The organism is Pseudomonas sp. SWI36, assembly GCF_002948105.1.
Classification (GTDB): Bacteria; Pseudomonadota; Gammaproteobacteria; order Pseudomonadales; family Pseudomonadaceae; genus Aquipseudomonas; species Aquipseudomonas alloputida.
In genome coordinates this window covers 2,213,008-2,224,322 of sequence record NZ_CP026675.1, presented here as the reverse complement: position 1 = coordinate 2,224,322, position 11,315 = coordinate 2,213,008, and the positions used below count along the sequence as shown (strand labels likewise).

12 protein-coding genes are annotated in these 11,315 nt (G+C 62.5%); 11 read left to right on the top strand and 1 reads right to left on the bottom strand.

Annotation, left to right across the window (positions count from 1 at the left end; genetic code table 11):
* The first annotated feature begins 145 nt into the window (after positions 1-145).
* From C4Q27_RS10825 to C4Q27_RS10805, 5 genes are all read left to right on the top strand, one after another.
* On the top strand, positions 146-487 hold the full coding sequence (locus C4Q27_RS10825) for a hypothetical protein (RefSeq protein ID WP_003255921.1): 342 nt from the start codon (positions 146-148) through the stop codon (positions 485-487).
* A 198-nt stretch (positions 488-685) separates the two neighbouring features.
* Positions 686-1,585 carry a TauD/TfdA family dioxygenase gene (locus C4Q27_RS10820; RefSeq protein WP_064491745.1) on the top strand — a complete coding sequence of 300 codons (900 nt, stop codon included), beginning with the start codon at positions 686-688 and terminating at the stop codon, positions 1,583-1,585.
* A gap of 17 nt (positions 1,586-1,602) precedes the next feature.
* A complete protein-coding gene (locus tag C4Q27_RS10815; RefSeq protein WP_010951558.1) occupies positions 1,603-2,622 on the top strand; it encodes an ABC transporter substrate-binding protein in 1,020 nt (339 codons plus the stop codon).
* 6 nt (positions 2,623-2,628) lie between these two features.
* The gene (locus tag C4Q27_RS10810; RefSeq protein ID WP_104886833.1) at positions 2,629-3,492 is read left to right on the top strand and encodes an ABC transporter ATP-binding protein; all 864 of its coding nucleotides are present in this window, start codon (positions 2,629-2,631) and stop codon (positions 3,490-3,492) included.
* A gap of 14 nt (positions 3,493-3,506) precedes the next feature.
* Positions 3,507-4,370 carry an ABC transporter permease gene (locus C4Q27_RS10805; RefSeq protein WP_011953178.1) on the top strand — a complete coding sequence of 288 codons (864 nt, stop codon included), beginning with the start codon at positions 3,507-3,509 and terminating at the stop codon, positions 4,368-4,370.
* 114 nt (positions 4,371-4,484) lie between these two features.
* Here C4Q27_RS10805 and C4Q27_RS10800 read toward each other — a convergent pair whose 3' ends face one another.
* Positions 4,485-5,045, bottom strand: a complete 561-nt coding sequence (locus tag C4Q27_RS10800) for a WYL domain-containing protein (protein WP_064491746.1) — start codon at positions 5,043-5,045, stop codon at positions 4,485-4,487.
* Positions 5,046-5,252: 207 nt separating this feature from the next.
* Here C4Q27_RS10800 and C4Q27_RS10795 point away from each other — a divergent pair, with 207 nt between their 5' ends.
* The 6 genes from C4Q27_RS10795 (at position 5,253) to C4Q27_RS10770 (ending at position 11,213) form a co-directional block, all read left to right on the top strand.
* Positions 5,253-6,047, top strand: coding sequence for a tetratricopeptide repeat protein (locus tag C4Q27_RS10795; protein ID WP_014589291.1), 795 nt, complete (start codon positions 5,253-5,255; stop codon positions 6,045-6,047).
* A gap of 133 nt (positions 6,048-6,180) precedes the next feature.
* Positions 6,181-6,633 carry a MarR family winged helix-turn-helix transcriptional regulator gene (locus tag C4Q27_RS10790; protein ID WP_003255908.1) on the top strand — a complete coding sequence of 151 codons (453 nt, stop codon included), beginning with the start codon at positions 6,181-6,183 and terminating at the stop codon, positions 6,631-6,633.
* Positions 6,630-8,717, top strand: a complete 2,088-nt coding sequence (locus tag C4Q27_RS10785) for an FUSC family protein (protein WP_020190729.1) — start codon at positions 6,630-6,632, stop codon at positions 8,715-8,717. The genes C4Q27_RS10790 and C4Q27_RS10785 overlap by 4 nt, the downstream gene beginning before the upstream one ends.
* Positions 8,714-8,926 (top strand): DUF1656 domain-containing protein, encoded by a 213-nt coding sequence (locus C4Q27_RS10780; RefSeq protein WP_003255905.1) that lies wholly within the window; start codon positions 8,714-8,716, stop codon positions 8,924-8,926. The genes C4Q27_RS10785 and C4Q27_RS10780 overlap by 4 nt, the downstream gene beginning before the upstream one ends.
* On the top strand, positions 8,923-9,798 hold the full coding sequence (locus C4Q27_RS10775; protein ID WP_010951565.1) for an HlyD family secretion protein: 876 nt from the start codon (positions 8,923-8,925) through the stop codon (positions 9,796-9,798). Before C4Q27_RS10780 ends, C4Q27_RS10775 begins: the two co-directional genes overlap by 4 nt.
* A complete protein-coding gene (locus C4Q27_RS10770) occupies positions 9,795-11,213 on the top strand; it encodes an efflux transporter outer membrane subunit (RefSeq protein WP_010951566.1) in 1,419 nt (472 codons plus the stop codon). The genes C4Q27_RS10775 and C4Q27_RS10770 overlap by 4 nt, the downstream gene beginning before the upstream one ends.
* The last annotated feature ends 102 nt before the right edge of the window (positions 11,214-11,315 follow it).

Sequence of the window (11,315 nt, the reverse complement as noted above, 5' to 3'; positions counted from 1 at the left end):
CAGACCACCGGGGCCGCACAGCGGCCCCGGCTCTTTCCTGCCACCCGCCAACAGCGCATACTCTGGCGCCGGGCCTGCGCGCCCGGCGATCTTTGCCTATGCTGCTGTCTACCAACAAGGAAACAACGTGACGAGGGACATCGCCATGTTCTACGTGCAACGCAACGCCGCCGGCCAGTTGCTGCGGGTGGAAGCAGCCGCGTTTGATCAGTTCACCGAAATGCTCCCTTCAGACCATGCCGATATCCAGGAATGGTTTGCCGATGACGTCGTGGAGAACAGCCTCAACCAGCTGAAACAAAGCGACCTGGACATGATCCGCGTGCTCGAGGACCTGATCGACGTGCTGACCGCCAAGGGCGTGTTCAAGATCACCGACCTGCCCGCCGGCGCGCAGGCCAAGCTGCTCAACCGTTCCACAGCGCGCAAGGCGCTCAGCAGCCTCAATAACCTGATTGACGAAGAAGAGCAGGGCGGGCTGATCTGACTGCAGGGCGCCCCCGCGACAGTGATATTGTTATTCCTTAATGGTATTTAAATTATTGGCTTTATGACTTTATAGTCGCTTTCACTGCGTACCCGTCGACCAATCGATGCGCCGCACGACTTGAACCCACACGGGAAATCCCCGTGCGTTTCTGATCGTTGCGCGCCATTGAGGTCGCGCATTGCGTGGGAGTGAAAAATGTCAGCCGCCTTGAACGCCTTGTCGTCCATCGACAGCGCCCAGCCGCAAGTTTTTGAAGTTCGCCCCTTCTCGGGTGCCGTCGGCGCCGAGATCATAGGCCTGGACCTGGCCAAACCGGTCAGCGCCGAGGATTTCACCCGTATCCATCGCGCCCACCTTGACCACCATGTGCTGGTGTTCCGCGACCAGCGTATCAACCCGGAACAGCAGATCGCCTTCAGCCGCCGCTTCGGTGAGTTACAGATCCATGTGCTCAAGCAGTTCCTGCTGACTGGCCACCCCGAGATCCTGATCGTTTCCAACATCATCGAAAATGGCCAGAACATCGGCCTGGGTGATGCCGGCAAATTCTGGCACTCGGACCTGTCGTACAAAGAGCTGCCAAGCCTCGGTTCCATGCTGCATGCCCAGGAACTGCCCAGTGAAGGCGGTGACACCCTGTTCGCCGACATGCATAAAGCCTGGGACGCTGTACCTGACACCCTGCGCAAAGTGGTCGAGGGCCGCAGTGCCGCTCACTCCTATACCGCCCGTTACGCTGAAACCAAATTCGAAGGCAACTGGCGCCCGGCCCTGACTGCCGAGCAACTGGCGCAGGTAAAGGAGGTCATTCACCCGGTAGTCCGCACCCACCCGGAAAACGGCCGCAAGGCGCTGTTTGTCAGTGAAGGCTTCACCACCCGTATCGTCGGCCTGCCTGATGATGAAAGCCGCGACGTGCTGCAGCAGCTGTATGCCCTTAGCGTGCTGGAGCAGAACATTTATCGCCACCAGTGGCAGCCCCATGACCTGGTGTTCTGGGACAACCGCTCGCTGATCCACTTGGCCACCGGCTGCCCCGCGCACCTGCGGCGCAAGCTGTACCGCACCACCATCCAGGGCGATGCCCCGTTCTGACGACTGAGGAAACCATCATGCGCAAATCCATCAGCCGCCTGGCGGCAAGCATCGGCCTGGGCGCAAGCCTGGTCGTCGGCAGCCTAGCCGCCCCCGCCGTGGCCCAGGCCGAAGGCAAGATCCGTATTGCCGAACAGTTCGGCATCGTCTACCTGCTGCTGAACGTGGTGCGTGACCAGCACCTGATTGAGAAACACGGCAAGGAGCAGGGCATCGACATCGAAGTCGATTGGGCGCAGCTGTCGGGTGGCTCGGCCGTCAACGATGCATTGTTGTCCGGTTCGGTGGACATCGCCGGCGCTGGTGTCGGACCGCTGTTGACCGTCTGGGACCGCACCAAGGGCCGGCAGAACGTGAAGGCCGTGGCTTCGCTGGGCAACTTCCCGTACTACCTGGTCAGCAGCAACCCCAACGTGAAGACCATCGCCGACATCTCCGACAAAGACCGTATCGCCGTTCCGGCGGTGGGTGTTTCGGTGCAGTCGCGCTTCCTGCAGTACGCCGCTGCCCAGCAGTGGGGCGACAAGGAATACAACCGCCTCGACAAATACACCTTGGCCGTGCCGCACCCGGACGCCACCGCCGCACTGTTGGCGGGCGGCACCGAGCTGAATGGGCACTTCTCCAACCCGCCGTTCCAGGACCAGGTGCTGGCCAACAAGGACGTGCACGTGGTGCTCAACAGCTACGACCTGCTCGGCCCCAACTCGCCGACCTTGCTGTTTGCTACCGAGAAGTTCCGCAAGGACAACCCCAAGACCTACAAGGCCTTCGTCGATGCCCTGGCCGAAGCCGCAGACTTCGCCCAGAAAGACAAGGCCGCTGCCGCCGACACCTATATCCGCGTAACCAAGGCCAAGATCGACCGCGACGCGCTGATCAAGCTGATCGACAACCCGCAGTACGAATTCACCGTCACGCCCAAGAACACCTACAAGCTGGCCGATTTTCTCTATCGGGTAGGCGCCATCAAGCACAAGCCGCAATCGTGGAAGGACTACTTCTTCCAGGATGAACGCCCGCTGCAGGGGAGCTGACCGATCATGACCGCCCCATTGCCAGGCCACACGGCCAGCAACCTGAGCCGTGTTGCAACGCCGCCTTTGCTCAAGGTGGATAACCTCAGCCTCGAATACCGTACCGCGCAACGCGTGGTGCGGGCCACCCATCAGGTCAGCTTCGAAGTCGACCGCGCTGATCGTTTTGTACTGCTCGGCCCCTCCGGCTGTGGCAAGTCCACCCTGCTCAAAGCCGTTGCCGGTTTTATTCAGCCGCAAGAGGGCCAGATTCTGCTGCAGGGCCAGACAGTTCGTGGCCCAGGCCCCGACCGCATCGTGGTGTTCCAGGAGTTCGACCAGTTGCCGCCGTGGAAAACGGTGAAGCAGAACGTCATCTTTCCGCTGCTGGTGTCTGGCCAACTCAAGCGTGCGGAGGCGGAGGAACGGGCACTGCATTATCTGGAGAAGGTCGGTCTGGCCGCCTTTGCCGATGCTTATCCACACACGTTGTCCGGTGGTATGAAGGCACGTGTGGCAATTGCCCGGGCCTTGGCCACCCAGCCCAAGATCCTGTTGATGGATGAGCCGTTCGCCGCCCTGGATGCGCTGACCCGGCGCAAGATGCAGGAAGAGCTGTTGCTGCTGTGGGAGGAAGTGCGGTTCACCCTGTTGTTCGTCACCCACTCCATCGAAGAAGCACTGGTGGTTGGCAATCGTATCCTGCTGTTGTCGCCGCACCCGGGGCGGGTGCGCGCCGAGGTGCATAGCCATCAATACGACCTGGGCAGCCTGGGTGGCAGCGACTTCCAGGCCAGTGCCCGGCGTATCCACCGTTTGCTGTTCGATGAAGCCGATATCCCGGAACAGCCTGACAACCTTGGGTTCAACGATATTCGTATCGCCTACTGACAGGAGCCTCAGCCATGACCACTACACCTGTACGCCAGGAATACGAGGTGCAGCTGGAGCCCCTGCTCAGTGTGCCTGTAGAACGACAACTCCCCTTGGCCCAACGCCTGTGGCAGCAAGGCTGGTTGAGAAAGGCGGTCATATTGCTGGTGATCGCTGTGCTATGGGAAGCCGTTGCCCGCTACCAGGACAATGACCTGCTGCTGCCAAGCTTTCTGCAAACCGCCACGGCGCTATGGGACGGCATGATCAGTGGCGAACTGCCCGCCAAGGTCGGTGTTTCGCTGGTAATACTGCTCAAAGGCTATGTGCTGGGTATCGTCCTGGCCTTTGGCCTGACCAGCCTGGCGGTGTCGACCCAATTGGGCCGAGACTTACTGGGCACGCTGACCTCGATGTTCAACCCGTTGCCGGCCATTGCCCTGCTGCCGCTGGCCTTGCTGTGGTTCGGGCTGGGTGACAACAGCCTGATCTTCGTGCTGGTGCATTCGGTGCTATGGGCGTTGGCGCTGAATACCTATGCCGGCTTCCTCGGTGTGTCGGAGACGCTGCGCATGGCGGGCCGCAACTATGGTCTGAAGGGCCTGCGGCTGGTATTGCACATCCTCGTGCCCGCAGCCCTGCCGTCGATCCTGTCGGGGTTGAAGATCGGCTGGGCGTTTGCCTGGCGTACCCTTATAGCCGCTGAATTGGTGTTTGGTGCCAGCAGTGGCAAAGGCGGGTTGGGTTGGTACATCTTCCAGAACCGCAACGAACTGTATACCGACAAGGTCTTTGCCGGGTTGGCGGTGGTGATCCTGATCGGTCTGCTGGTGGAAGGACTGGTGTTCAATACGCTGGAGCGGTTGACTGTGCGGCGATGGGGGATGCAGCGCTAGCAGGTAAGCCAGTACCGGCCTCTTCGCGGCAGATTGACGCTAGAATCCGCGCCTGCGGGACCGTCCTCGAAAGAGGCGCGAGGCGCCGAACCGCCGCGAAAGACCCGGTACAGGCTACAAATTCTGGTACTGAGCTGCCGCATTGCTCAGAATCCTGCCAATCTCTTCCCGCAAGCCGGCAGGCTGCTCTACCACCACCCTGTCCCCATGGCTCAATAGCCACCAGCGTAGTGGCCAACCGTCACTTACCGTGCCGCGTAACCGATGCCCATGCTCCAGCGCCGTCAGTTGCATGTCGCTGCTCAATGGCGCATCCCGCAGCTGCCGCGCCAGTGCATCGCTGACTCGTGCCACCAGCTCCACGCCCTCACCCTGCGATGGCTGCAACGCATCCCCTCGCAGATGTGTCAGCAAGTCGAAATTACCGCGCAATTCGCCGACGGCACTGGCCGACCAGTGCCAACCGAACGGAATGCTCTTGTCATTGCGTTCCAGCGGGAATATCAGCGAAAGCTCGTTGAGGTCACGCTCGACAGTGCGTTTGCTGACCGTGAACCCCACGTCACGCAGGCGCCAGACCAGCTCGGCGCTGGTTATGCCTGGGGAACGGCTGGGCAACTGGCGCAGCAGCGCCCACTGTCGGCTGAGGGTGGCGCGAGTGGTGGCGAACGGCAAAAGATAACGTCCTTGTCTAGGCTTGCCGCAATAGGATGGCGGCATGCGTGGGGCATGGCAATTGGCCACAGCCTGCTCAGATCAAGGAAGTCGCATTTGGTTGCCTCGTGCCGAATCGTTCGCGACAGGTTTTGACGTGACATCACGCAGAATCACGCCTCATCACAGCCGAAGGTTGGGGTTGTGCGTCGTTCAATGAGGATGAACATGTCTGTTGCCAGCAATATCCATTCGCTACTTGCCCGCCTTCTGCCCGAGCGGGTCATCGCCCCTCCTGCTCCTGCAGGAAGGCGACAGCGGCTGTTTTCCGGTGTGGGCTTGCCCAGCCAGCGGTCGCTGCTGGTCAACCGCCTGGATGAGGCCAACGACCTGCAGGCGGTGTATGTCGACCTGCGTCGCCAGGCATTGCAAGGCAGCGTGTCCGCATTGAACGACCTCGGCTGGATCTGGCTCAACGGCAAGTACTGGCGGGCCGATACCGTGCTGGCCGGGCACCTGTTGCGCATGGCAGCCCTGCAGGGCAATGCTGCTGCCTGGTTCAACCTTGGCCAGCAGCACTACTTCGGCAAAGGCATCGACCCTTCCTATGTGCAGGCGGCGGAGTGTTACCGGCAGGCCTTCGACCGCGGCATGCTGCATGCCGCCGCCGCACTGGGTGACCTGTATGAGGAGGAGGTGTGCGACGGTGACCTGGAGTGGCAGGTTGACCTGGTGCAAGCCTATCAGTGGTTCTTGCGTGGCGCCGAACAGGGCGAAGCGCGTTGTCGTTTTGAAGTGGGCTATCGGTTGATGCATGGGCTGCACGTAGAGGCCAACCTCAAGGCAGCGCTGTACTGGCTTGAGCTGGCGGCAGCGGCGGGGGTGGTACAAGCGGCAGAGGAGCTGGCGGTACATTTCAGCAGCCGTGATGCGGTGCGGTATCAGGAGTGGCGGGACCGGGCGGTGCAGATGGGCAGCACATTGGCCTTGACCATGAAGCTGGAAGACCAGATCCATCCCTGAGTATTTCTCTTCAGTGCTGACTGAAAAATGAACAACATTTAACCCAGGCTATCCGTCGCCCCCTGTTGACGACAGGGGGATGTCGGGGCGTATATTGATAGTTAGCAAACTATGAATATATTTGGTTCTCTTCATGTCTCTTGATTTCCTGCGCCTGCAAGTCAGCAGTGGCCTGGTAGTCGCTGCCCGCCACTGGCGGCGCATCTGTCATACCGCCTTGACCGGCTACGGCATTTCCGAGGCCTGTGCTGCACCGCTGCTGATGATCGTGCGCCTGGGCGACGGCGTGCACCAGGTAGCTGTGGCCCAGGCCGCCGGCCTGGAAAGCCCGTCGTTGGTACGCCTGCTTGACCAATTGTGCAAAGCTGGCCTGGTGTGCCGCAGCGAGGATCCACTGGATCGCCGCGCCAAGGCACTGAGCCTGACTGCCGAAGGCCGTGCCCTGGCCGAAGCCATCGAAGCCGAACTGGTGCGCTTGCGCCGCGATGTGCTCGGCGGTATCGATCAGGCCGACCTGGAAGCTGCCTTGCGTGTGCTTCGTGCCTTCGAGGCTGCCGGCCTGGGCAGTGCAGGCGGGGTGGCATGAACGGCTTCTTCAGCTCCGTCCCTCCGGCCCGTGACTGGTTCTACGGCGTGCGCACCTTCGGCGCGTCCATGATTGCCCTGTACATTGCGTTGCTCATGCAACTGCCGCGCCCCTACTGGGCCATGGCGACGGTATACATCGTCTCCAGCCCCTTCGTCGGCCCGACCAGCTCCAAGGCGTTGTACCGTGCCGTAGGCACGTTGCTCGGCGCTGGCGGGGCAATCTTCCTGGTGCCGCCGCTGGTGCAGTCACCGTTGCTGCTGAGCATCGCCGTTGCCCTGTGGACCGGCACCTTGCTGTTCCTTTCGCTGAACCTGCGCACGGCCAACAACTACGTGCTGATGCTGGCCGGTTATACCCTGCCGATGATTGCCTTGGCCGTGGTGGATAATCCGCTGGCAGTGTTCGATGTGGCTTCTTCTCGTGCGCAGGAAATCTGTTTGGGAATTGTCTGCGCGGCAGTCGTCGGGGCTATCTTCTGGCCACGCCGGCTGGCGCCGGTGGTAGTCGGTGCCACCGGAAACTGGTTCACCGAGGCGATTCGCTACAGCGACACCTACCTGGCCCGCGATGCCAGCGCTGACAAGGTCGGCGGTATGCGCGGGGCGATGGTCACCACCTTCAACTCGCTGGAGCTGATGATCGGTCAGCTCGCCCACGAAGGTGCCGGCCCCCATACCCTGAAGAACGCCCGCGAGTTGCGCGGGCGGATGATCCATCTGCTGCCGGTGATCGACGCCCTTGACGATGCACTGGTTGCCCTGGAAGGCCGCGCCCCGGCCCAGTTCGCCCAGCTTCAACCCGTGCTGGAAGCCGCTCGTGAATGGCTCAAAGGCACCGCCGACAGCGCTTCGGTAGCGCACTGGGCCACGTTGCATGAGCAGATCGGCCGCTTGCAGCCCGCTACAGCCGCCCTCGACCAGCGCGCCGAGCTGCTGTTGTCCAACGCCCTGTACCGCCTGACCGAATGGGCCGACCTGTGGCAGGACTGCTGCACCCTGCAGCACGCCCTGCGTACCGATGATGCCAAGCCTTGGCGTGCGGTGTATCGCCACTGGCGGCTGGGCCGCCTGACAGCGTTTTTCGATCGTGGCCTGATGCTCTACTCGGTAGCCTCCACGGTCCTGGCGATCGTGGTCGCCTGCGGCCTGTGGATCGGCCTGGGCTGGAACGACGGCGCCAGTGCGGTAATCCTCGCGGCAGTTGCGTGCAGCTTCTTCGCCGCCATGGACGACCCGGCACCGCAGATCTACCGGTTCTTTTTCTGGACGCTGATGTCGGTCATCTTCTCCAGTCTGTACCTGTTTTTGGTACTGCCCAACCTGCACGACTTCCCGATGCTGGTGCTGGCCTTTGCCGTGCCGTTCATCTGCATAGGCACCCTGACCGTACAGCCGCGCTTCTACCTGGGCACCTTGCTGACCATCGTCAACACGTCGACCTTCATCAGCATCCAGGGTGCCTACGACGCCGACTTCTTTACCTTCCTCAACTCCAACCTTGCCGGCCCCGCGGGCCTTCTGTTCGCCTTTATCTGGACCCTGGTGATGCGCCCGTTCGGCGTGGAACTGGCGGCCAAGCGCATGACCCGCTTCGCCTGGCGCGACATCGTCGAAATGACCGAGCCTGCGACCTTGGCCGAACACCGCCAGGTTGGCGTACAGATGCTCGACCGCCTGATGCAGCACCTGCCACGTCTGTCGCAAACCGGCCAGGACAGTGGTGTGGCACTGCGCGACCTGCGCGTGGGGTTGAACCTGCTCGACCTGCTGGCGTACATGCCGCGCGCCGGCCAGCAGGCTCGCGAGCGCCTGAACACTGTGGTCGAGGAAGTCGGTGCGCACTACGCCGCCTGCCTGCGTGCTGGCGAACGCCTGCATGCCCCGGCCGCACTGCTGCGCAACATGGAACGCGCTCGCCTGGCGCTGAACCTGGACGAGCTGTACGAGCGCGGTGATGCCCGCACCCACCTGCTGCATGCCCTGAGTGGCCTGCGCCTGGCGCTGTTGCCGGGTGTGGAGGTGATGCTCGAGCCAGCTGAACAACCGCAACTGCCCCCCGGCCTCGACGGAGCACCCCTGTGATTGGTGAACTGGATATCAGCGGGGTGTTTCTGCCCACGCTGCTGGTGATGATGTTTGGCACCTACCTGCTGTTCCTGGGGGTGCACGCGGTGCTGGTGCGCCTGCATTTCTACCGCCTGGTCTGGCACCGGGCGTTATTCAACGTTGCCCTGTATGCCGTGCTGCTCGGCGCGGTGGACCACTTTTGTCGAAACCTGATGCTGCCATGAAAAAACCTTTGCTGACCTTGGGCCGTGTGGTCCTGACCTTGCTGGTAGTGACCTTCGCCGCCGTGCTCGTGTGGCAGATGGTGGTCTACTACATGTTTGCCCCCTGGACCCGAGACGGCCATATCCGCGCTGACGTGATCCAGATCGCCCCCGATGTGTCGGGATTGATCCAGAAGGTCGAGGTGCGCGACAACCAGACCGTCAAACGTGGCGACGTGCTGTTCACCATCGACCAGGACCGCTTCACCCTGGCCCTGCGTCAAGCCAAGGCAACCCTTGGCGAGCGCCAGGAGACCCTGGCCCAGGCTTCCCGCGAAGCGCAGCGCAACCGCAAGCTGGGCAATCTGGTGGCCGCCGAGCAACTGGAAGAAAGCCAGTCCCGCGAGGCCCGTGCCCGTTCGGCCGTCAGCGAGGCGCAAGTGGCGGTAGATACTGCCCAGCTCAACCTTGACCGCTCGGTGGTGCGCAGCCCGGTAGACGGCTACCTCAACGACCGCGCGCCGCGTAACCACGAGTTCGTCACCGCTGGCCGCCCGGTGCTGTCGGTGGTCGACAGTGCCTCCTACCACGTCGACGGCTACTTCGAGGAAACCAAGCTGGGGGGTATCCATATTGGTGACGCCGTGGATATCCGCGTGATGGGCGACAACACCCGCCTGCGTGGCCATGTGCAGAGCTTCGCCGCTGGCATCGAAGACCGCGACCGCAGCAGTGGCGCCAACTTGCTGCCCAACGTCAACCCGGCGTTCAGCTGGGTACGCCTGGCCCAGCGCATTCCGGTGCGCATCGCCTTTGACGAAGTGCCGCAAGACTTCCGCATGATCGCCGGGCGTACTGCGACGGTGTCGATCATCGAGGGCCAGCGCCCATGAAACAGCTGATCCTGGCTGGCCTGTGCCTGTCGCTGGGGGCCTGCATGATGGTGGGGCCCGACTATGAGGTGCCTGGGGATGCGGCCGTGCAACGCAATGACCTGAACGGCCCGCTGCGCCAGGATGCCGACAGCGTCGTGTCGGCGCCGGTCCCCGAGGACTGGTGGCAGCTGTATCAGGATCAGCGGCTGAACGAGCTGGTGCGTCAGGCGCTGAGTGCCAACACCGAACTGCGCGTGGCGGCAGCCAACATCGCCAAAGCTCGCGCTCAGGTGGAGGTGGCTGAATCGCAAGGCGGCTTCAACGGTGGCGTCAAACTAGGCGCTCAGCGGTTGCAGGAGTCGGGCGAAGCCTTCCTGCAGCCAGAGAAGGTGCCGGTAGCCAACATCGGAGAGGCCATCATCAGTGCCTCGTACCAGTTCGACCTGTGGGGCACCTTCAAGCGTGGTACCGAGGCTGCCAAGGCAAATGCCGACGCGGTGCAGGCCGCTGCCGACACGGCCCGCATCACGCTTGTGGCGGACGTGGTCAAGGCATATACCCAGGTGTGCTCGGCCAACGAGGAATACCACATTGCCCGCGAGTCCCTCGATTTGCAGGAGCAAAGCGTGAAACTCAACCAGCGCCTGCGCGATGCTGGGCGTGGCGATGAAACCCAGGTCACCCGCTCGCAGACCCAGTTCAAATCCTTGCGTGCCGAACTGCCACGCTTCAAGGCCGAACGCGAGACGGGCATGTACACCCTGGCCGCGCTGCTGGCCAAGCCGGTCGACCAGTTGCCTGCCGGTACCGCCGATTGTGCCGAGTTGCCGCACCTGAACCAGCTGGTTCCTGTGGGCGATGGTGCGGCCTTGCTCAAGCGCCGCCCCGACGTGCGCCAGGCCGAACGCCAGCTGGCTGCCGCCACCGCCTATATTGGCGTGGCTACCGGCGCGTTGTACCCGGATATCAGCATTGGCGCCCAGGTTGGCACCATCGGCATCCTGGAGAACCTTGGCGAGCCTTCGACCAACCGCTGGGGCTTTGGCCCGCAGATCAGCTGGAGCATCCCCACCAACGGCACCCGTGCCCGCATTCGCATGGCCGAGGCCTCGACCCAGGCGGCCCTGGCGCACTTCGATGGCGTGGTGCTGAACGCCATTCGCGAGACCCAGACCCGGCTGGCACAGTACAGCGCCTTGCTCGATCGGCGCGATGCGCTGGCCGAGGCGGAGAAGTCGGCGAAGGAAGCCGCGGACCAGACGCACCGGTATTACCAGGCAGGGCGTGAGTCGTTCCTGGCGGATTTGCAGGCGACGCGAACCTACACCGATATGCGTGCGCAGTTGGCTGCAGCCAATAGTCAAGTGGCGCAGGGGCAAATTGCCGTGTTCCTGGCGTTGGGTGGGGGTTGGAAGGGCACGGCCAAGCCCTGATGCGATCCTTGAGGGCTGGTCCGCTATGCCCTCCACTTCATCTGATTTGTAGCAAGATTTTTCATGAAATCTGCCCAGCACCCTTGAGTGAAGCAAAGTGGA

Coding starts and splice junctions, on each gene's coding strand:
- C4Q27_RS10825 (WP_003255921.1), top strand. CDS start 146: ATGTTCTACGTGCAACGCAACGCCGCCGGCCAGTTGCTGCGGGTGGAA.
- C4Q27_RS10820 (WP_064491745.1), top strand. CDS start 686: ATGTCAGCCGCCTTGAACGCCTTGTCGTCCATCGACAGCGCCCAGCCG.
- C4Q27_RS10815 (WP_010951558.1), top strand. CDS start 1,603: ATGCGCAAATCCATCAGCCGCCTGGCGGCAAGCATCGGCCTGGGCGCA.
- C4Q27_RS10810 (WP_104886833.1), top strand. CDS start 2,629: ATGACCGCCCCATTGCCAGGCCACACGGCCAGCAACCTGAGCCGTGTT.
- C4Q27_RS10805 (WP_011953178.1), top strand. CDS start 3,507: ATGACCACTACACCTGTACGCCAGGAATACGAGGTGCAGCTGGAGCCC.
- C4Q27_RS10795 (WP_014589291.1), top strand. CDS start 5,253: ATGTCTGTTGCCAGCAATATCCATTCGCTACTTGCCCGCCTTCTGCCC.
- C4Q27_RS10790 (WP_003255908.1), top strand. CDS start 6,181: ATGTCTCTTGATTTCCTGCGCCTGCAAGTCAGCAGTGGCCTGGTAGTC.
- C4Q27_RS10785 (WP_020190729.1), top strand. CDS start 6,630: ATGAACGGCTTCTTCAGCTCCGTCCCTCCGGCCCGTGACTGGTTCTAC.
- C4Q27_RS10775 (WP_010951565.1), top strand. CDS start 8,923: ATGAAAAAACCTTTGCTGACCTTGGGCCGTGTGGTCCTGACCTTGCTG.
- C4Q27_RS10770 (WP_010951566.1), top strand. CDS start 9,795: ATGAAACAGCTGATCCTGGCTGGCCTGTGCCTGTCGCTGGGGGCCTGC.